This is a genomic window from Shewanella sp. 10N.286.48.B5 (genome assembly GCF_002874355.2).
GTDB lineage: Bacteria > Pseudomonadota > Gammaproteobacteria > Enterobacterales > Shewanellaceae > Shewanella.
Window position 1 is genome coordinate 379,328 of sequence record NZ_MCVG02000001.1, and the last position, 24,538, is coordinate 403,865.

General features: G+C 41.5%; 20 protein-coding genes. 6 read left to right on the forward strand and 14 right to left on the reverse strand.

From position 1 onward, the window contains the following. Positions 1-7: 7 nt before the first annotated feature. Positions 8-751, reverse strand: a complete 744-nt coding sequence (locus BCU57_RS01635; protein ID WP_076540150.1) for a (Fe-S)-binding protein — start codon at positions 749-751, stop codon at positions 8-10. Positions 752-1,126: 375 nt separating this feature from the next. Between BCU57_RS01635 and BCU57_RS01640 the strand changes: the two genes are divergently transcribed. Next, positions 1,127-1,669, forward strand: a complete 543-nt coding sequence (locus BCU57_RS01640) for a LysR family transcriptional regulator (RefSeq protein WP_198589938.1) — start codon at positions 1,127-1,129, stop codon at positions 1,667-1,669. 91 nt (positions 1,670-1,760) lie between these two features. Here BCU57_RS01640 and BCU57_RS01645 read toward each other — a convergent pair whose 3' ends face one another. Beyond that, positions 1,761-4,835, reverse strand: a complete 3,075-nt coding sequence (locus BCU57_RS01645; RefSeq protein WP_102438726.1) for an efflux RND transporter permease subunit — start codon at positions 4,833-4,835, stop codon at positions 1,761-1,763. Continuing rightward, positions 4,832-5,950 carry an efflux RND transporter periplasmic adaptor subunit gene (locus tag BCU57_RS01650; protein ID WP_102438724.1) on the reverse strand — a complete coding sequence of 373 codons (1,119 nt, stop codon included), beginning with the start codon at positions 5,948-5,950 and terminating at the stop codon, positions 4,832-4,834. The genes BCU57_RS01645 and BCU57_RS01650 overlap by 4 nt, the downstream gene beginning before the upstream one ends. A 241-nt stretch (positions 5,951-6,191) precedes the next feature. Here BCU57_RS01650 and BCU57_RS01655 point away from each other — a divergent pair, with 241 nt between their 5' ends. Together BCU57_RS01655 and BCU57_RS01660 are read left to right on the forward strand one after the other, a co-directional pair. Continuing rightward, positions 6,192-6,833: a TetR/AcrR family transcriptional regulator gene (locus tag BCU57_RS01655; protein WP_102438722.1), complete on the forward strand. Its 642-nt coding sequence runs from the start codon at positions 6,192-6,194 to the stop codon at positions 6,831-6,833. A 169-nt stretch (positions 6,834-7,002) separates the two neighbouring features. Further along, entirely contained in the window at positions 7,003-7,962 is a 960-nt protein-coding gene (locus BCU57_RS01660) for a DUF6268 family outer membrane beta-barrel protein (RefSeq protein ID WP_241903526.1), read from the forward strand. 105 nt (positions 7,963-8,067) lie between these two features. On the opposite strand, the gene BCU57_RS01665 is transcribed toward BCU57_RS01660, so the two are convergent. The 4 genes from BCU57_RS01665 to BCU57_RS01680 all read right to left on the reverse strand — a co-directional run bounded on the left by BCU57_RS01665 (position 8,068) and on the right by BCU57_RS01680 (position 13,680). After that, on the reverse strand, positions 8,068-8,628 hold the full coding sequence (locus BCU57_RS01665) for a chalcone isomerase family protein (RefSeq protein WP_102438720.1): 561 nt from the start codon (positions 8,626-8,628) through the stop codon (positions 8,068-8,070). 61 nt (positions 8,629-8,689) lie between these two features. Beyond that, positions 8,690-9,169: a DUF2947 domain-containing protein gene (locus tag BCU57_RS01670; protein WP_102438718.1), complete on the reverse strand. Its 480-nt coding sequence runs from the start codon at positions 9,167-9,169 to the stop codon at positions 8,690-8,692. A 266-nt stretch (positions 9,170-9,435) separates the two neighbouring features. Then, positions 9,436-10,998, reverse strand: coding sequence for a methyl-accepting chemotaxis protein (locus tag BCU57_RS01675; RefSeq protein WP_102438716.1), 1,563 nt, complete (start codon positions 10,996-10,998; stop codon positions 9,436-9,438). Positions 10,999-11,382: 384 nt separating this feature from the next. Further along, entirely contained in the window at positions 11,383-13,680 is a 2,298-nt protein-coding gene (locus BCU57_RS01680) for a peptidase U32 family protein (RefSeq protein WP_102438714.1), read from the reverse strand. A 125-nt stretch (positions 13,681-13,805) separates the two neighbouring features. Between BCU57_RS01680 and BCU57_RS01685 the strand changes: the two genes are divergently transcribed. After that, positions 13,806-14,468, forward strand: a complete 663-nt coding sequence (locus tag BCU57_RS01685; protein WP_102438712.1) for a glutathione S-transferase — start codon at positions 13,806-13,808, stop codon at positions 14,466-14,468. A 139-nt stretch (positions 14,469-14,607) separates the two neighbouring features. On the opposite strand, the gene BCU57_RS01690 is transcribed toward BCU57_RS01685, so the two are convergent. Next, a complete protein-coding gene (locus tag BCU57_RS01690; protein WP_102438745.1) occupies positions 14,608-16,020 on the reverse strand; it encodes an endonuclease/exonuclease/phosphatase family protein in 1,413 nt (470 codons plus the stop codon). 467 nt (positions 16,021-16,487) lie between these two features. On the opposite strand from BCU57_RS01690, the gene BCU57_RS01695 reads away from it, so the two are divergent. Next, on the forward strand, positions 16,488-17,072 hold the full coding sequence (locus BCU57_RS01695; protein ID WP_102438710.1) for a thioredoxin domain-containing protein: 585 nt from the start codon (positions 16,488-16,490) through the stop codon (positions 17,070-17,072). 106 nt (positions 17,073-17,178) lie between these two features. On the opposite strand, the gene BCU57_RS01700 is transcribed toward BCU57_RS01695, so the two are convergent. Next, the gene (locus BCU57_RS01700; RefSeq protein ID WP_102438708.1) at positions 17,179-17,511 is read right to left on the reverse strand and encodes a YegP family protein; all 333 of its coding nucleotides are present in this window, start codon (positions 17,509-17,511) and stop codon (positions 17,179-17,181) included. A 392-nt stretch (positions 17,512-17,903) separates the two neighbouring features. Here BCU57_RS01700 and BCU57_RS01705 point away from each other — a divergent pair, with 392 nt between their 5' ends. Next, positions 17,904-19,220: a tyrosine-type recombinase/integrase gene (locus tag BCU57_RS01705; RefSeq protein ID WP_102438706.1), complete on the forward strand. Its 1,317-nt coding sequence runs from the start codon at positions 17,904-17,906 to the stop codon at positions 19,218-19,220. Here BCU57_RS01705 and BCU57_RS01710 read toward each other — a convergent pair. The 5 genes from BCU57_RS01710 to BCU57_RS01730 form a co-directional block, all read right to left on the reverse strand. Continuing rightward, entirely contained in the window at positions 19,217-19,555 is a 339-nt protein-coding gene (locus tag BCU57_RS01710; RefSeq protein ID WP_102438704.1) for a hypothetical protein, read from the reverse strand. The genes BCU57_RS01705 and BCU57_RS01710 overlap by 4 nt on opposite strands. A 322-nt stretch (positions 19,556-19,877) precedes the next feature. Next, positions 19,878-20,144: a YHYH domain-containing protein gene (locus BCU57_RS01715; protein WP_102438702.1), complete on the reverse strand. Its 267-nt coding sequence runs from the start codon at positions 20,142-20,144 to the stop codon at positions 19,878-19,880. Between the two features lie 565 nt (positions 20,145-20,709). Then, a protein-coding gene (locus BCU57_RS01720; RefSeq protein WP_413211384.1) for an IS3 family transposase occupies positions 20,710-21,887 on the reverse strand; the annotation gives its coding sequence in 2 pieces (ribosomal slippage) (positions 20,710-21,620 and positions 21,620-21,887; 1,179 coding nt in all). A gap of 235 nt (positions 21,888-22,122) precedes the next feature. Beyond that, entirely contained in the window at positions 22,123-23,307 is a 1,185-nt protein-coding gene (locus BCU57_RS01725) for a hypothetical protein (protein ID WP_102439750.1), read from the reverse strand. Between the two features lie 244 nt (positions 23,308-23,551). After that, complete coding sequence (locus BCU57_RS01730; protein WP_102439749.1) at positions 23,552-24,412, reverse strand: hypothetical protein; 861 nt, start codon at positions 24,410-24,412, stop codon at positions 23,552-23,554. Between the last annotated feature and the right edge of the window lie 126 nt (positions 24,413-24,538).

The window sequence follows — 24,538 nt, forward strand, 5'->3', positions numbered from 1 at the left end:
AAGCCTCCTATAGAACTGAGTTAATGATTTGCGCGATATGGCGAGTTTGGATCGGTAATTGTTGGCGGCGGATCATGCCATCAAGGTGCATTAAACATGATGGGTCAAACCCCACAACAAATTCAGCTTGGGTGGCTGCGTGGGCTTGGGCTTTATCTTTGCCCATTTTTGCCGATACTGCGCCTTCGTCTACGGCAAAGGTGCCGCCAAAGCCGCAGCACTCATCACGGCGATCGGGATAGACAATGGTTAAGCCGTCAATATTTTGCAGCACTGCTTCGACTTTATTAAATTGTCTGCCCATGCTTTCGCTTGGAGTGGCAAGACTCAGCATTCTGATCCCGTGACAGCTCATTTGTAGGCTAACCTTGGTATTCAGAGGTTTCGAAAATTGCTTAATTGGGGCAATGTCATGTAAAAATTCGGTCAGTTCATACAGCTTGCTGATAACCTTTTGGGCTTCTGGGCTATTGTCAAACTCATGGAAATTTTCTTTGGCAGCCACTAAGCAAGATGCAGCAGGGCAAACAATGGCATCACACTCAACATTTTTAAAAGCGTTAAGTAGCTTCATGGTGGTGTTTCTTGCTTCGTTAAAGCAGCCTGAGTTGGTCATCGGTTGGCCGCAGCAAGTTTGACCTGAAGGCAATATCACTTCATGGCCAAGCTTTTCTAATAATTCAAGCGTAGCAACGGCGACTTCTGGCAGCATTTGATTGACGAGACAAGGTATAAACAGTGCAATTTTCATAGCATATTCTCTGTTAAGAATAAGAGTAACTGATAGGTCACAGCGCTAATTAAGGTCATAAAAATAGCGCTGTGACATTTAGGAGGATTAATGTACTGTTTTAAATTTGCAAAAAGTAGAGGTAAAAAAGCAAATGTGCGGGTTTACTTTCTCATAAATGCAATAAGTAATCGATGAGGGTTAGGGCATTGCTAATTAAGTAATTGGTTTTATAGTCGCTTTGCCAAATACCTGATGATTTTACTCTATGATCATTTCTGTTTGGTTTTAACAAGATGACTGTTGTTTAAGTGTCAAAAGTCACTTGCCTTGGTTCATGTGTGCGATTTTGTGTTTATCGCTTATGCTCTTAAGGTATCAACTTGGGATCTTGCTATGAACTACGATGTCTCTTTGCTCGACATAAAACTGTTTTTAATGACGCACCAGTTTGGCAATTTTTCTGAAGTTGCTCGCAGGCTAGATATGACGCCGTCTTCAGTGTCACGCAAAATGAATCAATTAGAAGAGAAGGTCGGTACTAAGTTACTGCACCGTCATACGCGCGCTATTTCATTAACTGAAGAAGGTATTGCTTTTGCTAAGCACAGTGCTGAGATTATCCGTCAGTATGATTTAGTATCTCAGCGGATAGAGCAAAAAGCTGATAGCCCCCGTGGCACTGTTAAAATTAGCGCGCCAGTGGCTTTTGCTCGGTTACATATTTCTCCTTTTTTATCCGAGCTGTTAGAGCTGTATCCACTCTTGAATCTGGAAATACATCAAACCGACAGTTTTATGGACCCCGCCCAAGAGGCCATTGATTTACTGGTACGTATTTACTGGTACGTATTAGGGGGGGCCGCAAAACTCATCAATGCGGATGAAACAATTTGCCACCCTAAACTATGTCATGGCAACAAGCCCAAGTCATTTTAAAATTACATTGTGAACCGAAATCCTAGAACAATTAAACATAAAAAACGGCGCTTAATAGCGCCGTTTTGTTATAGGTATAACCGCCTTTATATTAGACGCTTATTGGCTCAAGGCTTGGTTGCTGCAAGGCTTTTTTCTTCATTAATAATAGATACATAGTCGGTACCCAAATTAATGATAGCAAGGTGGTGAGTAAGGTGCCGCCTGCAATCGCTATTGCAAAGGGAGGCCAGAAACCGCCGCCTGCAATAATCAGTGGTAAGAAGCCGCCAATGGTGGTGATAGTGGTTGAGCCAATATGTCTGCCGCAGCCGCTAACAATGTTGATGATGGTTTCAAGGTTGCCAAGTCTTGCCTCTGGCATGTCTTCAAGTTCTGCCAAAATAACGATAGCGGCATTAATGGCCAGCCCCATTAGGCCTAATAAGCCGATAATCACGGTAAAGCCAAACGGAAACCCAAACACATACACTGCCAGCAGACCAAGCCCAGCTGATTGAAATGCGCTTAATAAGATAATCGCAGTTAATCTAAATGAGTTAAAAGACAGTACCACTGTTGCCAGTAATAAGGTCACCACCACTACGATGTTTGACAGTAAATTGCCCACCGCTTCATTGCGTTTGGCGCTTTCACCGCCGATCTCGATATGGTAACCCGCTGGCAACTCAATTTGGGCGAGTTTATCTTTAACATCATTTAAAACTTTTCCGGGTAATACGCCACTGACAATGTAGGTTTCAATGGTGTTAACCCGCTCGCCATTGCGTCTTGGGATCCCGCCGCGACTGACATTGATTTCATTGTGGGAAATGGCTGACAGCGGAATAATATTGCCATTATTAGACAGTAAATTAAGCTCAGATAAACGAGTGGCTTGCTCTCTTGAGCTATCTGCTAACCTTACTCTTACTGGTAGCGATTCAGTTTGCTCTAAAATACTGCCGCCTATGATACCTGTGGTAGACATTTCAATTTGTTTGGCGATATCAGTTAAGCTTAAGCCGCTCATTAAGCTGGCATCTTCATTGATTTGCATCCACACCTTTGGTGAGCCTGCACTTAAGGTGGCGCGGGTATGGATCACATCTTTGGTTTGCATAAACAAGCCGCGGGCCTGTTCTCCTAGCTGAGTTAATACATCTAATGATGGCCCGTAAATGCGTAATTCAACTGGGGCGTTAAATGGTGGGCCCTGTTCTAGTTTTCTCACTAAAATTTGCGCTTGGGGAAAAGCATCATCAAACTCAGCTTGTAGCGATAAAATCAGTCGATTCGCCGCATCAAAGTCGGCCACTTTGACCATGGCTTGGGCGTAGTTAGCCGCCCCTTGTTGGCGCTGGGTCAGGTTGTAATAAAACGATGGCGTATTGCCGCCAATGACCCAAGTGCTCATTTCAACATCTTCAAGCGCCCGTAAACGCTGATCAATTTGTTCAACTTGCTGACGGGTATTGGCTAAGCTCACATATGGCGCTAAATACACTTCAATTTGAAACATATCCCGATCCGATGGCGGGAAAAACTGCTCGGTCATTTTAGTTGAAGCAACAAAACCGACAACCGGCAAAATACCAATCAGCACAGCGGTGATCACCGGTCTTTTTAAGCCAATGCGTAAACTGGTTTGAAAAGCATGACTAAGACGCGGGAAGGCCATGCCTTTTTGATACCACGCCATAGACGCATTATCTTGGCTAAAACGCCCCGCCAAACCAGCAATGATGGTGTGTGAAATTAAGTATGAGCCCAGTAGAGCAAACATCACTGAAATGGCGATACCACCAACAAACTCACCTGCTGCGCCGGGCATTAAAACTATCGGAGCAAAGGCCAACATGGTGGTAATGGTTGAGCCCGCAAGCGGCAGCCATAAGTGGTGCAAGGTTTTACTCACGGCTTCAAGTTTACTTAAGCCTTGTTTGCGGCGCTGGGCAATAGCATCAACAATTACAATGGCGTTATCCACCATAATCCCCAGTGCCACCACTAAACCAGTGACTGACATTTGGTGGATGGGCAGTCCGGTGTACTTCATACAGGCGAGGGTAAACAAGGCCGTTAGCGGCAGTGATAATGCCACAATCAGCGCATTTCTTAGCCCAAGGGTGAGCATCAGTACCAGTAAAATAATCACAAAGCCTTGGATTAAATTAATGACTAAATCCCCTAGGCGCACACTGGTATAGCCTTGTTGATCAAACAGCCATTGCACTTGAATGTTAGCCGGTAAGTTAGCGCTAAAGTCATCGACCACTTGGCTTACTTGCGCTTGCCATTGATCAACTCGGTTATCGTCAAGCATTCGGGCCGACACCAATACCCCTTCAGCGCCATTAATCAGCGCAATGCTGGTGGCAGGTGTTTTAGGTTGACGGCTAATATTGGCGACATCACCTAGGCGAATGATCTGACCATTAGTATCAATTTTTAACGGCACTTGGCCCACGCGAGTGATTGAATCAAGCTCGCCTGATACTTCTATCAGCGCTTTAAAGGTAGCGTTATGGATTTCACCAGCTGATATTTTACTGTCTGCATTAGACAAAATAGCGGCAATAGCAGCGGGAGTTAATTTAAGTTGACTGATTTTATTGCCATCAAGCTCAACCAGAATTTCTTCATCTGGGGTGCCAGACAAGTTGACGAAGTCAGTGCCATTAAGTACCCGTAACTTGCTTTGCAGCTCTTTAGCATAACGCTTGAGTACGTCAGTTCGAATAGGGCTGTCGTTTTGCCACACTAAGCCTAAAATCGCGGTGTTGGCGTAACCTGTTTGGTCATCCAAAATGCTGTTTTGCGCCGGTAGCGGCAGTGTAGATTTACTGTCGGCGACTAAATCACGGGCTCGAGACCAAACCGGAGCGGTGTCAGTTACCGTGTCTTTAAGCTCTAACTGGATAACGGAAATGCCCGGGCGCGAGGTAGATTGCACTAGCTTTAATTCTTCTAAGCGGCGCAGTTGATTTTCTAACACTTCAGTGACCAAAGCTTCCACTCGCTCAGCCGATGCGCCGGGGTAATGAGTCACCACCGAAGCAAAGCGGTTGGTAATGTTAGGGTCTTCAGTGCGGGGTAAACTGCTAATGGCGCCTAACCCCGCCACCAATAGCAGGGCAATCATTAAACTTGCTAGCCTGCCATTTTCAACAAAGGCCTTAATCATAATGACCTCGCAACAGCTTGTGAGCTTGGGCTAACAATTTGGCCAACCACCAATTTATGTAAGCCCTGAGTGACTATGACATCATTTTTATCAATCGCGCCATTAATAAAGGCTTGTTGCTGGTTGATGTAAATAATATCAACGTCGCGGCGCTCTAGTTGGGCTTGTCCGTCAGCATTTTTGGTGACCACAAACACATTCCATAAGCCTCGCATACCATCAGTGAGTGCGGAAATGGGCACCCAGTAACCGGCGCTATTGACCTGTTGTTGGTATTCAAGATAAGCGATTTCACCATTGATCATGCGGCTGTTATTGGGTAAGTCTACCCGCAGCTGCACAGTGCGAGTGACCGCATCGATTTCTGCGCTGATCCCGGCAATGGTGCCAGTGTAGGTTTGATTGCCAACAGTGATGTTGACGCTTTGATTGGTTTGCATGGTCATCGCGACCGTGTTTGGCACCCCAATATAAGCCTGCTGCTGGTTGTTACCAATTAAGGTAAACACCGGACTACCCAAGGCGATAACTTCGCCGATATTATGGTGACGCTTACTGATGTTGCCATCAAAAGGCGCCACTAATGTGGATTTTGCTAGCTTTAATTCGGTGGCATGAAGCGAGGCTTGTAGGCGTTTTTGATTGGCTTGCAGGCTGGCGACTTGCTGCTGGCTTTCATCAAACTGCTGCTGGGATACATACTGCTTTTTCTTCAGCTTAACGGAGCGATTAAAATTACTTTGCGCTAAATCTAAATCGGCTTGGGTTTGCAGTAGTGACGCCACTAATTGTTGCTGCTCAGCCTGAAGTAATTGGGTATTAAGCTTGGCCAGTTGTTGCCCTTTAATGACGCTATCGCCACTATCAACAACAATGTCGCTTAATTTGCCCGCCAGTTCAAAGCCTATGGCGGTGGTATCGCTTGAGCGCACAATACCCGTGTATCGCTGCTGCTGAAGGTAACTGCTACTGGCATTAAGTGGCTGGGTCATCACATTAGGAATAGTCACTGTTGCCGTATTGGATATTGCGGCCTCATTACAGGCCGTTAACAAAATCAAACTGATGATAATGCCAAGCTTATTGACGCGACGCTGTACGGTGACCTTATTCATGGTGAACATTCCTATTGCAACTTCCTTAATTTCAATAAAACCAAGGCTTAATAGCATTGACCAATTGAATACATCATGTGATGCTGGGCTAATAATGAACTAGACTGTCTAGTCTATTTGGGTTTTAGTTTATTTCTATAAAACTAGACTGTCCAGTCTAATTTGTGATTAAATGTTATTTATTGTTAAGGCGTGGTTGCGCTTGTAGCGAAAACAAACATAAATACAAGAAGATGTGATTATGATAAATGAGGCAAACTCAGCACCGTGCAATCATGGTGCGGTGAAAACTCGTAGCGAACAAAAACGAATGCGGATTTTAGATGCAGCCATTGAGCTTTTTTGCGTGCAAGGTTTTCCTAATACCAGTATGGATTTGGTCGCGAAAAAAGCTGAAGTCTCTAAGCAAACGGTGTATTCACACTTTGGTTCTAAAGATGAGTTATTTGTCGCGGCGATAGAATCTAAGTGTGTGGTGCATCAACTGACCGGCAACTTATTAAATGACTCACTCAATGCTGAGCAAACAATAGTTACCTTTGCGAAACAGTTTAGTGATTTGGTTGTGAGTGAAGAAGTATTAGCAGTTTTCAAAACTTGTCTTGCTCATGCTGATACCCATCCAGAGCTATCAAAGCTGTATTTTGATGCCGGCCCTAAGCATATTTTAGCCTTGCTGGCGGATTACTTTACCGCGGTGAATCAGCACGGTGAGTATTATTTCCCCCAGCCCCATGACTGCGCCGTTCGCTTAAGTTTAATGCTTTTTGGTGAGCTGAAGCTGCGTTTAGAGCTGCGCCTAGATGCCACAGACTTAATGCCTAAACGGGCGCAATATATTGAAGATACCACGCAGATGTTTTTAAAAGCCCATCGAGTGTAGCAGCGGTAAGCTGGGTTATCGCAAACTGGCTTAGATAACATGGTTTTCAGCGCTGAAAAGTGTCATAAAATATTGAAATAGTGATCCAATTTAAAAGCGTTCCAGTATAGACGTTATGATTTATACCTGATAATTTCGATCGATATAATAATGAGAAAGGAAGCGATTAATGAAAACGATTTCAAGTTTGTCCCTCGTGCCAGAGCAAACTGCCTTTGAAGTTAAAAAGCGTTATTCAAAAAGGCTTTCTATTCCCTATGTTGCCAAGCTAGCAGCAGTGTCTAGCTTAGCGTTTAGCGCAACCGCTTCTGCCTACGATTACTCACCGTTTAAGTTTCATGTATCGCGCACTTCAACTGAAGCGGCTCAAGTCGGCAGCTCAGATACCGAACTGCAACGTGATGTATGGCGCATGAAGCTGTCGGCATCGATGCCTATTGGCAAAGAGTGGTCTATCGGCGCCAATGTAGGTTATGACAACCTCGATTATGGCTTTAAAAATGTTGGCGCAGGCCTACTGCAAGGTAACGTTACCCCTTGGAGTTCCATCAATAAATACAGTGCCGGTTTATCTTTAAGTTATCGCCCTAATGCCCAGTGGATGTTTTTATTCGCACCGAAATTACAATATTCCTATGCTAATACGGCATCGTCTTCAGATGCGCAAAGTTATGGGGTTGTGGCTTCAGGTTTGTACCGCTTTAAGTCAGGTAACATGCTTGGGGTTGGGGTGGCGTACTTAAATGATATCTCTGAAGTAAAAACCATTCCTTACCTAGCGGTAAAATGGAACATAACCGACAAACTGTCGTTAAGTAATCCATTCCAAGCAGGCTTTAGTGGCCCAGCAGGTTTGGAGCTATCTTATAAACTTGATGACAAATGGAATTTTGGTTTAGGGGCTTCAAGACGTACCGAGCGCTTTCTAGTGACTGATGCTGAGCAAACTATTGAAGTAGAAGAGTGGGTTAGTTTTATTCGTGCGGGCTGGAATATCAGCAAGAAAGTATCGATTAATGCCTATGGTGGTTACTTCTTTGCTGGTGAAATGGAGCTAAGTCAACCTAAGGTGTCTGATGATATTGAAAATCAAGCGGCAGCAGGTTTAGCCATTGATATTAAGTTTTAAGCTTTATTAACTAGCCTTTTAGCAAAGGTGTTACATAAAACTAGCTATAAAAGCGACCATCAGGTCGCTTTTTTGTGGCTGTGGATTAAGCGCTATTAACAGCGTTTATTTTGCCAGCATGTTTTTGCGTAAGCTTTTTTGAGCAGGCTCATCGCCTAGCCAAATCTTGATTAACGCTTGTCTAAACGCTTCATTGGCAATTGTGGCTTGTTCTTGACCATTTTTAAAGCTGGTTACCCCAGCGTCTTTATGGGTGACAAAGGTAAATTGATCGCCTTTGCTGACTTCTTCGTTAAATAGTCCCATAAACGCATCAATACTGCTTTGAATGGATGCGCTATCGCCATTGGTGGCGGCATCAAAACCTTCGACAATGGCATCAGTCATTTTATCTGCGGTGATCATTCCAGAAGTGATATTGAGCCTAATCACTGATATCGGCTGGGCGATAACCGCATCTACATTGGTTGCAGGTGTTGCTAAGTACAAGCTGCCAACATATAAGTCCATAAAGAACTTGCTGCGCACCCCTGCGCCATTAAGGGCAAGCTGTTGCTCTGCAATCGTCATATTATCCGCCAGCTCAACACCTGAAACGGTTTTAGCTTCAGCCATTTGTGGTAACACTAACGCAGCGGTGAGGGCAATTATTGAAAGTCGTTTCATGGGCAACTCATTTTATAAAGTGTGATTTATACGGGCTGTATGCTGATTTTGCACAACAAGATTACGAACGCGTTCCTAGCTTATATTGGCCATTTTGCTCGAACATAATGGCTTGTTTCTTTTTCGGGGCGATCAAAATTGGACCATCATCGAAAAACAAAAAGGCTTTCCAGTTTTGAGCAAACACTGCCCAGGTGGTTTCGATGATTTGGTATTTTTCATAACAGAAAAATACTTGGGTATCGTCACTCCAGTCAATAAACTCAGCAATCGGTTCTGGCAGGTTATTATCTTCAGAGTCCCATGCCGCTTGCCAGTGCTCGGTTTGCTTCCAAGCATCTTGCTTAGCTGCCCAGTCACCCTTAGAAAATAATTCAGCACGATTACACTTATTACTTATCCATTGATTCCAAACCATCATGGCACTTTTGTCCGTTAACGGTTTGATTAATGCTTTGTCTTCATCAGCAACAGGCAAATCTTTATGGTTAAAAATCCACTTGCGCTTATACACATCTAGCGGGATGTAAGTGTGTGCCAAAAATAGCTCCTAGGGTTTAAAGGGTAATTAAGTGGCCAATTATAACTTTTCGCTATAAATAGTGCTAGCTATTGCCTAGCTTTGGGATAAGAACACAGAGAAGGGCTTTATTGAGGCTGGCTTGTTTTGGGAACAGCCTGTATTGCATCGCTTGATATTGAAACAGGCAGATTGAAGCAGGCTCATTACACAAGCTTGCCAAGAGGGTTATCATGACTTCAGTGCGCCCAATACAGCGCACTGAGATCAGTTTTCCCTATAGCGGCTTATAATTTAAAACGGCGAATAAGAGAGTGAAATACCTTGATGGTTTTTTCTAACTCTTCACTGGCATTGAGTGACTTATTGGCCGCAGAGCCCGTATCTGTTGCCCCATCAGCAATTTCAATAATTTGCTGGTTAATGTGCTCTGCAACAGCGCTTTGCTCTTCAACTGCTGAGGACATTTGAAAGGTCATATCGGTAATATTCGTCACCGCACCTTTTATTTTTTCCAGTGATGAGCGAGTTTTCTCAACTACTTCAAGGCCATTTTTAGTGGCAATTTCACCTTGGTGTGACATATCAACAGCGGCATTAGTACGAGCCGACAACTGCTTAATGACACTGTGGATTTGGTCGGTTGATTCACGGGTTTTTAAGGCAAGGGCGCGCACTTCATCGGCGACAACACTGAAGCCACGGCCTTGCTCTCCAGCCCGAGCCGCTTCAATGGCAGCATTGAGAGCCAGTAAGTTGGTTTGTTCAGCAATGGAGGAAATTAAATTGGCCGCTTGACCGATTTCTTCAGTTGAGGTGGCTAACTCTTTAATCGTAATAGCAATGCTGTCAACCGCATGACTTAGCTGGTGGATTGAGCTTAGGGACTCATCGGCCAGCGCTGCGCCAGAATCAACAAAGCTAATGGCATTTTCTGCACTGTGAGAGTTTTCTTCAATTTTTTGGGCGACTTCTTGAATAGCTTGGGACATCTGGGTGATCGCTGAGGCAATTTGTTGAGTCGCTAAGCCTTGATGCTCTACCGCTGCTTGAGTCACTGACACTTGAGTTTTACTGATATTGGAAATTTTGTCTAAGCCACTAACTGACTCATCGATACGAGTTAATGCTGTGCGGCAGCGGGCTATTTCACTAATGAAAGCCATTTTAGCTTGGGCGCTGGTGCCAGTATCATCAAAGTAGGTTTGGGCAACAGTTTCATTGGCAAATGATTTAGGGCTAATTAATAGTAGTTTATTCCACTGACTAGCTTGTTGCTGCAAACTCCAACCTAGGCTTATTAGCCCAGCGATTAAGCAGGCAGTGGCCGCGAAGCTGTTTCCTTGCGAGGTAAATATCAAGGTGAGTATCACTGAGGGCACAATAACCGGCAAAGCGTTGGTTAAGCTGAATCCTAAGCGACTGCGCAGCGATGATGCTGACTTACCAGCATTGATGCGCAGATAAGCATTGCTAGCCCGCAGCTTTTCATGGGACTCAGCTTGAACACGTACCGACTCATAACCCACCAGTTTATTACCATCATAAACCGGGGTAACAAAAGCACTTACCCAGTAATAGTCCCCATTTTTACGGCGATTTTTTACCAGCCCCATCCATACCTTGCCAGACTTTAATGTCTGCCACATGGTTTCAAATACTGCTTTGGGCATATCTGGGTGGCGAACAAGGTTATGCGGCTGACCAATTAGCTCTTCTCGACTATAGCCACTGGTTTCGACAAATGCTTGGTTACAGTGAGTAATAATACCTCGGGGATCAGTGCTGGAGATTAATGGCTTATCAGGGGAGAACAGATATTCTTTATTACTTGTTATACGAGCTGTCATAAGGCGTCTTATTTTTTTGTGATAAAGGTCAAGTAAATTTAATTGATGTGATTCTGACCCCACTCGGGGGGGGTAAATGCAATTCAATTAACAAAATAATAACAGTGTAAATTCCGTAAGTTACGACGCTAAAATCGAGAAGGGATTTAAGGTGTATTAAAAGCAGCTATTAAAACAAGCGTTTAAATATTTTGATAACATTCAACGCGCGATTCAAATTGTTACATTTAACGTGGTAATATTTGGATTTTTTTAGCATTAGTTGCTGATTTTAAATACCTTACCTATCCCCAAAAATCATATTGTGAAGACAAAAAAGCCCTGATGTCGGTAGCAGACATCAGGGCTTTGTTACTGTGTTATCAATAAATCAGCGGGTTGGTATTACAAACCGTTGATGTACTGATCAACCGTCGACTCTGGCACCATGGCGGCAAGTTCTGACTTAACGTTTTGATTGCCTTGTAGCAATTGCTCAAACTGTTTTATCAATGCCAGCTTGTCAGGTGAGACTCGACTGCCTGCACCAATGTTGGTTAAATCAATCATGAAGCCGTCAAATAAATCAGCTAAATCATCGATGATATCCATATTCAAGAACTGGTCTTGGTTATAGATACTGGGGTAACCCGCTTTTTGCTTATCAATAGCAAAAGAGTCACCTTTCAAATTCTTGATGCTGGTGGACTTATCACAAGACAGCATACAGCCATTATCAATCCGCGGTTTTTCACAGCCAACACTTTGTTGGAAGAAGCATTGTCTGCTGGCCATTAACAAAATGGGATGATAAATGCTGTAGAGCATTTTGAAGTTTTTAGGACGTGCCAATTGCTTCATTTGCTGACGGTTAATTTCATTAGAAATAAAGGCGCCGCTACAATCAAAGCCTTCTTGCAGTGCCAGTAACACATAAGAGTTAGTGGTATTTAAAAATGGTCCAGCAATCCACTTAACGCCTAGCTTTTGCGCATGGTAGGCAATACCGGTGTTATTGGTCACGATAAGTTCAGGTTTTACTTGCTGCAATATATTCAGTGCAGCATCGAAATCCTTACCAATCAGTACTGGCGGAAACCATGGGATTAAACGTGGATTTTGTTTGAAGAAATCCACGTATTGAGTACAGCCACGTTTGTAAGCATCCGGTAATTTGAAATAGATATCAGCATCGGTTTCTTGTGCAAGGGCAATATCTGCCTCATCACTGATTAGAATCGATAATTTTGGCTGCGGGTTTTCCTGATCCACTTTAGGATGACGTTCAAGTTTGGGTAGTTCAACCGTAGGGATAACCTCAATCCCCTCATTTAAATAAGCTAATAGCGCATTTTTGAGGGTGGTTATTTCACGGTAAGGGATACTTAAATTATCACCTAGGTTGCTGCAATCTAAGCTTACAAGCTCATAATTGGCGTTATTAATATTTTTAAAACGCTTTTCAATGGCTTCTTGGTCAACACTGAGCTTCTCACTTGGCAACATACAGCTGCTTGAGAACAGCACCGTGGTTTCTTGTTCAGCGGTGGCGAGCTTGCTACTGGCTTGTTGAGTGGTAACGGTCAGGCTTAACGGCTTACCTTCTTCACTGGAAAAAGATAAGCTTAGCTTGATTTTTTCGATGCTCAAATGGGCAATTTTATCGTCGACAGAGGCATTAATTTCTTGCTTATCGAGTTGCAATTGTTGCTGTGCATCGTGAATTTGTACCACTGAAATAGACTCGCCTTTTTCAGCTTTCAGTTGATCCACTAAATGGTTTTTAGAGTTATCGCGTGGGTTATCAATAAACATTGATTGGTTTAAGTCACCACGTAAAAATGCGTTACTAAAGTCACGGTTAAAGACTTTGTATAAGCGCTCGCCATCTTGGGTTAATTTGCCCGTTTCAACATAACCATCAATCTGTTTACGGAAGCTATCAATCACAGTGTGAACGTAGCTGGCACCTTTAATACGGCCTTCAACTTTAAATGAATACACTCCAGCTTCAATTAACGCCGGTAGGTCAAAAAAGGCGGAGTTATCTTTAATGTTTAGCGGAAAATTATTACCTGATTCAGTGGTTTCATACTCTTCACGACAAGCTTGGCTACAGCGGCCTCGGTTACCTGAGTTACCCGCGCTGGCTGAGGTTGAGTAACATAAACCTGAAAACGCCACACATAATGAGCCATGGACAAACACTTCAAGGAGCATGTCATGCTCGCGGCCAACTTCAGCAAGGGTAGTGATTTCACGTAGGTTTAGTTCACGGGATAAATTCACCCGCTCTGCGCCTAAATGCTTTAAAAACGGGATTTGGCCTGCATTGTGGGTGGTTAACTGGGTTGAAGCGTGAATAGCTAAAGTCGGAAAATGTTTTCTCAGTACATACAGTAAGCCCAAATCTTGCACAATAACGCCGTCTAAGGTGGTATTTACCAACTTATTAAGTAACTTCATTAAGGTTTTAAATTCTTGCTCAAGAATAACGATATTCAAGGTTAAGAAGATTTCGCAGTCGTACTGATGGGCAAGTCGAATGATCCCAACCAATTGGTCAAAAGAAATATTAGCAGCGCGATTACGAGCGTTAAAGGTATCTAAGCCGCAATAAACAGCATCTGCACCAGCAATAATTGCGGCTTTAATCGCCTCGACATCACCGCCAGGGGCTAATAATTCAATCTTAGGTTTCATGTTTTAGACTTGCTCCGTTAATTTTAATGCAGGGATGTTACCCGTATATTTTACTAATGAATATGGTTAAAGTAGATAATTAATTAGTGACCCTGCATGTAATGAGTTGGAAAAAGCGCATAACGATGAATGAAATCATAGATTTACCTGTACTCTATTCTTTAAGAAACTGCCCCTTTGCCATGCGTGCAAGAATTGCCATTTATAAGTCACAACAGCCTATTTTACTGCGAGATCTGGTTTTGAGCGATAAACCCGCTGAAATGTTAACGGCTTCGCCGAAGGGAACCGTACCGGTAATCGTGACTTCTACAGGCCAAGTTATTGAAGAAAGCTATGAAGTGATGTTGTGGGCGTTAAGTCGAAATGATCCTGACGATTTATTGTTTGCCGCTGATGAAGAGACATTCAAAAACATACTGGCATTGATCTATCGATTCGACAGTGAGTTTAAGTCGTGCCTTGAAAACTACAAATGTGCTAAACGCTATAGTGAATCTAATCTCACAGAGTGTCGTCAAGCCTGTGAAGTCTACGTACAGCAACTTGAGCTGTTGTTATCCGAGCATGAATTTCTGTTTGCGGATCGTGAGAGTTTAGCTGATATCGCATTGTTACCTTTTATCAGGCAATTTGCCCGAGTAGAGCGGCAATGGTATTTGCAGTCGCCATATCCACATGTAAGAGCATGGCTTAATGCTTATCTGCAAAGTAAAATGTTCAGTAAAGTGATGACTAAATATCCTCTATGGCTTGAAAGCCGACAAGATGTAATATTTCCTGATTAACACTTTTAGCTGCTATTGAGCGCATAGTTAAAAACAAAAAGTTAAAACAAAAAGCCCGCAAATGCGGGCTTTATCTGTTGTTAACACAAGTGCTTAAAAGCACTCATGTTAAAACCAGCTTAACTAACTTAAGGGCTAATTAAAGCGCTACGTTAATCCACACTAAACGGTGGTCTGAAGACACCGACTTTCCGCCGCCGCCCCATTTACCTACACGTTCGTCATTCATCATTAAACGACCTTCTTCGAAAGTTGCAGGCCAGAACACCCCTGAGTCAGTGACATTCAAATCACTTGATGGAATAACATGGTCTAAGCGTAAACCTGAAGTACTAGTAACCGCATCTGGGTATTTAGTGTCCCAGTTTTCTGCACGACATTCACCGTTAGACAAACACTCTGGTCCGCCTAAGCTACTTGGTGCGTAAATTCCGTGAGTAGCAAGTTGGTTAACTTGGTCACTGTACATTAAGTCTTTGATGGTATCTAAGTAGCCGTCACCACTTTCAGGATCAGCATTCAAATCACCCAAGATAACAAATGATGCATCGCTATCGATACCGCCTTTGTTACCTTCATCATCGTAAATATAGCTACCTTCACCTGATGTGTAATCGTCCCAGAATTTGATTTCAGCACGGTTAAGTAACTTGTTATTTTCAGTTACCGTATCAAAAATAGGTGGTGTTGGGTGAGACATTAGGATATGAATCACTTTTTCACCATCTTCAGTAGGAATGATGATTGGCGCATCAACATGGTTTTTAGATGACATTGGTCTTTCTGCCCAAGCTTCAGCAGTGTACCACTCATCGCCACAAGCCATTCCTTCCGGAATTGGATTGTTTTCATCGTCACAATTAATAATTGTTGGGTTAGTTTCACCAGGCATATCCTTCCATTTAAAATCTTGGAATGTGCGGATATTATCTGTATCAATTGGGTATTGAGACAGTAAGCTGAATGCATATTGACCGTGGTAGAAACCGAAGCCCCAGGCGTCATCAGGTAGCGCCACTTTGCCATCACGGTTTAAATCGTGACCACTTAATAGGCCTGTATTAGTGGCGAAGTTTTCAAAATAACCAAACTGGATTGGCTCAAGGGCTTTAAATTCTTCAGACGTTGAACCTAAAGCATTTTGTGGCACAGTCAGGTAGTTTAAACGGAAACCTTGGATTGCTTGTTGGTTTTCTGCTGTACCATCGTTATTGAATTCACCCATCCATAAGATTGCAGGTCGTTCAGTTTGGATAATTGCTGCAACGTTACGAATTTGAATAACCTTTTCTGCCACAGCGAGTTCTTCGTCGCTAAGTGACTCATCGAACCATTTATTCATTAATTCATCTTGCTCAGCGACGGTTAACGCCATTTCAGCGACAAGATCTTCATAAGTAAAACGATCGAAAGACAAGTTATAAGCACCGATGCGTACATCAGTTGTTTCAGGTGCTGGTTCACCTGGATAGTAATTATTAGTTTCGTCATTGCAACCAGCAAGTAAAGCAACACTCACTGCCATGGCAGCAGCTGTTTTTAACACTTTCATTTTTAACCCCATTATTATAAATATATGCCTCCTTTCTTGGAAGCTAAGGGATTTTAAACACCTAAAAAGCTGGCTAACAAGTATAAATTGAAGCTGTGACTAGCTTGTTGCCACAGGGCTTTTTATATTAAAATTACGTTTCGCGCTTGGTGTTATTGTGTTTTTGTTTGGTTGTATTTGTTGGGGTTTATCAGCAGTAACTAAACTGATACATACTGACATTAGCTTTTAGTATGCTAGCGTATAAGCGAAACAAAGCGCTTTAATGAAAACTACTTTCACTTTTAGATGCTGACTTTAAAACCCAATGAGCTGCTAATTAATATTTTTTAGCTTATGTGACAATAAATAATGTAAATTTCCGGCTGCTTATTCAGCAGCGCGAACGATTTAATTAATGATTTTTAGGTTGCACCATCAAGTGCCTGTCATTTCCCTATTTTGTAAAACATATAAAGAGGTAAATCATGAGTCGCTTGTTTTCTTCTGATAGCAAACAACAACATCAGAGCCAGCTAGATAGTAAGTTGCCAGATGCTAGTAACAAAGTGCCTTTAGGGAAAAAGATCTTCGGCTGGTTAAAGCAAATCGTCATACTGATTGTGTTCGTGATGGTCATTACGGGTTTAATGGATTTATGGCGCGGCAAAGACATTCAGCATGATAACTTACCTGAATTACAGGGAGTAACCCTTAAAGGTGAAAGGGTCGATGTATTGGCGATTAGCCAAGATAAGCCGGTGTTGGTGTATTTTTGGGGAAGCTGGTGCCCAATATGCCGCACAGTAAGCCCAGCCGTTGAAACCATGTCGGCTTATTATCCGGTGATCAGCGTGGCAATGGCGTCAGGCAACAATCATGAAATACAAGCTTACCTTGATGATAAAGGCTATAGCTTTGAAGTGATAAACGATCAGCAAAGTGAACTCAGCAATGACTGGTCGGTACAAGTCGCGCCAACCATTATGGTATTTAATAAAGGTAAACTCACATCCTATACAACAGGGATGACTAGCGTAGTGGGCCTGTGGTGGCGCATGCTGCTGGCATAATTTAGTTGTTGATAGCTAATCAGTTGTAGATAGTTAATAGGTTGTAAATAGTAAAAGCTCCCAAAGCAAAAGGTTCGAGAGCTTTTATTATGATATTTAAAACGAGTTAACAGAGATCTTTTATGGTGGTAGAGCTACCATTATCCATCACTGAACGAATACCATTATCTCGTGATGCGACACTGGCATACATCTGACTGGTACCAATAATTTGATGATTAGCCGCTTTAAGGTTGAAATAGGGCTTATCATTTTTAGCGGTTTCTTTAGTGAATTTATCTTCGCTTTGAGAATTGACTTGCACCGAGGCGATACCATTATTAGCGCCACTTTTAGCGGCATATAGCTCACTGGTCAGTATCACCTCGCCATTGCCAGCCTTTAATGCAAACTTGAACTGACCATTATTGCCTTTGCTTAACTCGAACCATCCAGACATAACACGCTCCTAATTACAGTGCTCGTAGTACATATAGTTAGTGCATACCAAAAATAGTATGCACATATGTTTTATGAAATTAAGTCTAGTAAAAAGAACCTTTAACGGTAGCAACTTTAGTTGGAGTTTCAGCAATAAAATGGAAGGTGCTTGAGCGTTACAAACTTGAACTGAAAATCCGAAGGATAGCGAACGATCAATAAAAAATATGGTCTCCCCACAAGTGAGTTTGGTTGACTTTAACCAAAGTTAACCATTTTTAACTAAATACTATTTATCAGTACCTTACATCAAATTTGTTACTTTTGACATTAACCGAAATTACTGTAAATTAGTCAAAATAGTTCCCTATGGCGGCACATAGGCGGCACAATATTTGAGGCTAAGTGATTATGGGCAAAGAATTAACCTTCACAAAACGTTGTTTTGATCAGCTAAAAATAGCCCCAAAACGCTATAGAATTGCCGATTTAGGCCTTAGAGACTCCGTAAACGGCCTAATTTTAGAAGTTATGCCATCAGGGAAAAAGTATTTTCGCTTTAGACGCAAGCACTTAGGTAAAGACGTCACTGTCACTATCGGGCTCTCCCCAGACATTACCATCGAACAAGCCCGTAAACAGGCTAAAACAATAGCGGTTAATATTGCTCAAGGGGTTAATCCTAATGAGTCAAAACGTGAGGCAAAACAAGCCCAAGCATTAGAAGATGCATTGTCCATAACGGTTGCTCAATTGTTTGATGCCTACGTTGCAGAGTTCACCATTAAAATTAAGTCTGGTGAGCGCCGTCAAAAATCCTTAGATGATGTTTATTCGATTTGGAATAAGCATATCAAAACGCGCATAGGTCATTTAAAAGCTGAAACCATTTCGATAGTCGAAGCCGATAACTTTATTAAACTCATCATCACCAAAAGCTCTGTGGCGATTCGCAATAAATGCTTAACGCTGCTCAAATCCATGTTTAGCGCCCAAAACCCCAATCCATTTTTTCATATCAAAAAACTCGCTGGTACAAAACGAGAACGTATTTTAAGTGAGCTTGAAGTTAGGCGATTGCTGCAAGCCTTAGAACTTGAGTTACCGATTTATCGTGATGTGGTCATGATGCTGCTATTAACAGGTCAGCGTAAAAGCTGTGTGTTCAGTATGGAATGGCGAGAGATTGATCATCAGCGTGGTATTTGGCTTATTCCGACCAGTAAAATGAAAGTTAAAAAGCCTCATGCTGTGCCACTTACTAAAGAAGCGATGGAAATAGTAACTAGGCGCAGTCAAGACGCTAATCAAGGCGAGCGCTTTGTATTTCCCAGCGAGCGCAGTCAATCAGGCCATGTTATCGAAAAGGCAGGTAAGGGCAGTTTCTGGCATCGCATTACAGAGCGTGCAGAGCTTCGTGGAGTCGAAAAAGGGGATAACGTTACTATTCACGATTTAAGGCGCACTATCGCAAGCTGGAGCGTCATGCGAGGCGGTAACATTCAAACGACCAGTAAACTCTTAGGTCATAGTGACATCAGTATCACAGCCAGCACCTATGCTCATTTGGATATTGAACAGGTGAGGGCTGAACTAGGTATCACCACAGCGCAATTGATGGGGACTTATCAACATGAGTCGAATGTTGATAGGCTGGTGAGGGAGATAGAACAGCTCTCAGAGGAGGAAAAGAGAGAGCTGTTAAAGAAAGTTAGAAGAAACAGTTAACCAGCTATAGTAAGACCTTGTTTTTTATATTCTAATGCCTTTTCTAGAGTAAAACCTTTATTCAACCATTTAGATGCTTCACGAGGAGTAAAGCCCGCTCTATGCCAAGTGACAATTTGTTTCGGAGATTTTATTCCTGCTTGAACCCAACTACTCGCATCAGAAGGAGTAAAGCCATTGTACCGAAGTGATTTCGCATCATAAGCCTGAACGCCTATACCTCTCCAAGCATTTGCCTCTTCGTATGGTACTCCAGCCCAAGGGCTAGGGGTAGATGCACAACCTGTTAAAGTTAGAATACTAGCAACTAATGCAGTTAAAACTACTTTTTTCATTTTACGTCCTTATAAAGTTTAATAAGCGAAAGCTAATTAATATGCAAAATAACTATTTCATAAGCATAAGATTTTAAAGGGTAATATATTGATTTTGCAAGTAATATTTATGCTGTTTAATTTGTTTGAATATTAAACAATTAATTTCATCGTTAATGTGAGTATCACGCAGTCATCTATGCTCATTTAAATATTGAACAGGTGAGGGCTGAGTTAGGTATCACTAATTAAAAGGCATCTAAAGTGGGCTTATTAATCAAGTGATTTGAACAGCTCTCTAAAGAAAGAGGCGAGAGCTGTTAATTTTTGCAATAAACCAAATTTACTCGGCTGATTTAGCTGTTTGCTTTTCTGACTCTATTTCTTTTTTCTCATGAGTATGAGTTACCCCATTATGTGAGTGTGCTTCCTCACCTTTTGAATCTACGTTAGTGAAACCATTATGATAATGGTAACCAGTACATAATCCTTTGTTTATAGATTTCTGACTGCAATTGTGACCACCATTTGAGTCAGTTCTTCCACTATGAGAAAAAGCTTGGGTAGAAGTTAATGCTAGTAATACTACAACTAAAAGTATTTTATTCATTTTTATTCTCATTGTTAATTTTAAGGAAATTTATGTTTGTTATAGACCTGAATCTAATCCAAATTAACAGAGACTTAGGTGGCCGTATATAAGTTAATCTTGCTTGAATAACAAACGGTTTTACGTGCTAAATAACTTATGATAAACAGTGAAAAAGACTTTAATAACCCTAATTAATCTATGGGTATTCTTGGCCGTTTTTTGATTTAAATGTTCAGTGTCAATCAAGTTCATTAATGGCTGTAATCATAAGCTAGCTCGAAGTGGAATATTATGAATAAGGAAGTGAGCATTGGATTCGTTTTTACTGGCAATGCTATGAATCATGGAAAGATTGACTTAGGTCAATATACGACACCATTAACGATTTAATGCGAACCATAACCAATTGGAGTGTCATGCGTGGCGGTAACATTTTTAATTTCTAGATTCAAATCACCAGTAAGCAATTAGGTACGGGTAATAGCCATCAGCCGATAGGCAGAGCTGAGGTCTAAACAAGAGTTACAAAAGTCAGCATCACTGCAAGCACTTATGCCCATTTAGATATTGAGCAGTGTAGTGGTCAAGAAATATTGGCCACAGTCATAGAGTTTAACCAGAACAATCGTTCTGACTCATTGGGCGTCAGCCCGCCGTTATATTGATGCGGCCGAAGCTGACAATAATATCCAATAATGTATCGTGTAATTTCATTCTGCGCTTCAGTAAAATTACGATACCCTGTAGTTGGTATCCATTCTGTCTTAAGGCTCCTAAAAAAACGTTCCATAGGACTATTATCCCAACAATTCCCACGTCGAGATAAACTTTGTTTGAGCTGGTATCGCCATAATAGTTGCCGATATCTTCTGCTTGTATAGTGAGTCCCTTGATCGCTATGGAACATAACATCTTTAGGTTTACCACGACCTTCATAGGCCATCGAAAGCGCTTTGCCAGTTAAACGACTATCAGGTGATAACGACATAGCCCAGCCAATCACTTTACGTGCAAATAGATCAATCACCACAGCTAAGTACATCCAACGGTTACCAGCCCACACGTAGGTAACATCACCAACCCAGACTTCATTCGGAGCTGTGACAGCGAATTGTCGACCTAGGTGATTAGGGATTTCAATATGTTCTAGTGTCGCTTTTCGGTATTTGTGCCTAGGTACCTGGCAGCTAACTATACCAAGCTCTTTCATCAACTTAGTGGCACGATAACGGCTTAGCGAGACACCCTGATGGCTAACCATATCTGCAATCGTTCTAGCACCTGCCGATCCATTACTTGCAGTGTGTACTTCGCTGACTAGGCTGCGAAGCTTAACCTTATCTGCGTTAATGGTTATTGGTCTCTTTCTCCAATACTTGTAACTACTACGATGAATACTGAACACTTCGCATAATGTTTTTATGCTATAGCTCTGCCTGAGTTTCTCAATTATTAAGAATTGTTCAGTGAGTCCGACATCAACAGAGCTGTGGCCTTTTTTAATATTTCGTTGTGCTCCTGGAGGCGAGCTAGTTGCTTTTTTAACTCTCGAATTTCAACTTGTTCTGGTGATATAGGTGATGCTTTATGCTGCTTACCTTGTCGCTCTTCTCTTAATTGTCGTACCCACTTATCCATGGTTGATTTGCCCACATTCATAGCTTGAGCAGCTTCAACAATTGAGTAATTCTGATCTAGCACGAGTTGTGCAGATTCAAGTTTGAACTCTGCACTAAAAAGTCTTCTTGTACGTTTTTTCATAGTGTCACCTGTTAACTTATGAGGTGATGATATCACCTCTAACTAGGTGGCCAAATTAACTATGCCACTACAGCCCAAGAACTCAGAAACCTGAGTAGGGGTAAGTAGTAGGTTGTTCATGTTAACTCCGATTAGTTTGTATTCGTCGGAGTGAACAATATAATCAAATAGGAATAGGGTATGCGCTTGTCAGGCTCAAAAAGGTGTTTCTCAGGGTGAGAAACACCTTTTTATTTTAGGTTCTATTTTGACATTTTTGACTAATTTGAAGCATTATTTGGCTTATTTCATAAACTTTAGATTCATTTTTAGGCGCTAATTGAGGTAATCGAATGCCACTATAGCCACCAACTCCAATAGGGCCATAATCTTCATCCCATTGCTCACCTGTATCCATATTTATTGCATAGTGATCATCTTGAGTTACATCAATTTTGTTTTCTTTAGCAAATAATGCCCAGGCATGCTGTTCAATAGGGTCTCTAGAGTTTTCAATTAATTCAGAGATTAAACTTCGATTAGGTTGCTGTAAGGCTGAGAGCTTTAACCATTGATTAAATGGCTGCTTTTTAACATCACTATCATAGTCTTCCCCCCAATATTGATTGAGTAAGTGAAACATTTCCTCACCATCTAGCAGGTAGCAGATTGAGTTTTCAATTGAGTCAAAATCATTTGTTTCAAAAAGCTCATCTATAAAGGGAAAAGCAAAATCAGAAATAGTTACTTGAGAAATAAACCGTTCGAATAATTGAGTAGGCTTTATCTGTTTCGCATAGTTATCTGCCCACTTTTTTTGGGTGTCGCCCATAGTTTGGCCTTTTAAGCTTTGCTCATACCAGTGTTGACTACTTTCATCTCCAGTAACTGAAGATAAATCATCTAGTAGCCATAAAAACTCCAAAAGCGTTGATTGTTTATCGCCTTTTATAGAACTCTGCTGTAACTCAGTAAAGAGGTTTTTAATGTCAATTTCGAATCCATTATAAGAAAACTTATTTACTGATTCATTTTCAAATCTGCTACTAGATTCACTGGAGTCCCTGCTGTCAAAATCATCATAGTTGGTAAGACTGTCAACATAGGTTAAGTAGTGTAGTGCTTGCTGATTGATTAGTGATGATTGCATACCAATAAGCGAAGCTAATTCATCACGTATTAAATTGGCAAGTTGAGTTGAGGCTGTTTCGGTTTGATTTAGATGGATTGCTTTGAGCTTACATCTCTCAAAGGCTATTAAAGGTTCTTTATTTGCTTGCTCTAATAGATTTGTAATTGATGATGTTTTTAAGGCTGCATAAGTTTTTTTACCCAGGTATGCGGCAATTAGTTCGAGGATTTGTGCTCTAGAAATCGTGCATTCAGGCAGTTTTTTTGCGCGTGAGGATACGTTATAAGTGTAAGTTGAAAGCATGTTCATAAATTAACTCCGCGGTTGAGTGCGAGGTGCATTATTAAAGCATTACCACATGCGATTACGGCGAGGCTTCTCAACCTAGTCATTTATGAAAAATTGGTTTTAAATTCTGATTTTAAACTTTCGTTTTTAGTGCCTTTTTTCACTCGCATGTAAGTGAGGCGGGCGCCTAATAAAGAATTTATATTAATGAGTAAATTGAATCAAGTTTATTTGATTCAATTTGGGCTATGACTATATGCGATTGCTATTTATTTGCCGAAAGAAACCAACGGTATACGGTTTGAAACCCTTGGTAATCACTTGTGAAAGGGTGATGCATTTTATTGGCAAAATCATTAATTGATGGAAATAGGCGCTCTGTAGCTTGCTTTGGATTTTTGAACGATTTCTTTGCATATAAGCTAAGGGCAAACTCTTTACGTTGACGGTTTTTGCTGTGCCTAGTATTTTGCCCTTTTATTGAATGACTTTGAGCTTTTTCAATTATGCCTTTCTCAATGTTTATGTCTGATTGCAATGATTGATAGCTTTCATTTTTATCTATGAATTGCTGCTGCAAAAAAAGCTTAAACAGGTACTGTGAGTTTTTTGTCAGTCCAGCAATTTGGCAAGTCATAGCTGCGTGCAGTAGTTCATCAGTTTCTTGGGATACGGTATTTTTAAAAACTGATAACCCAGAAACGCCAGCACCTTCTAGAGCCTCAAAAAGCGAAGGTGAATTACCGAATACTCTGAGCTCGTTAATATCATCACAAGGTTCAGCATTTGAAAACTGTTCAAACATTTCAGTAAACACATTGATTAACTGTGACTGTTCGTCTGCCAAAGTCTGTTGGCTGTTATCAATTTGGGCTAGAGTTTTAGCGAGTGTTTCTTCAGTTATATCATCAGGAAGGCTTTCTTTTAATGCTGAAGGTGTTGAAGATAAAGATTCGAGAGTAACGAATTTTTCCAATAAATCTTGATTATCAACAGTGCTATTTTCTTTAGAGGTAAGAATTGCTAACAGTTGTTCTTTTTGTTCAGCAGGCATTTCACTGAACATTTTGTTAAGCGATTCATCTGTGATTTTATTGTGATTACTACTTGATGAGGTGTCATCCATCACGTTTAATTTCCATATTTTTGTTTGATACAAAACTATTAGAAATGATGCGAAAAGTCTATAACTGTGATGAACTGAGTAAAACAGAGGTTTTTAAGAAAGGCTAAAAATAAAATACTAAATTAG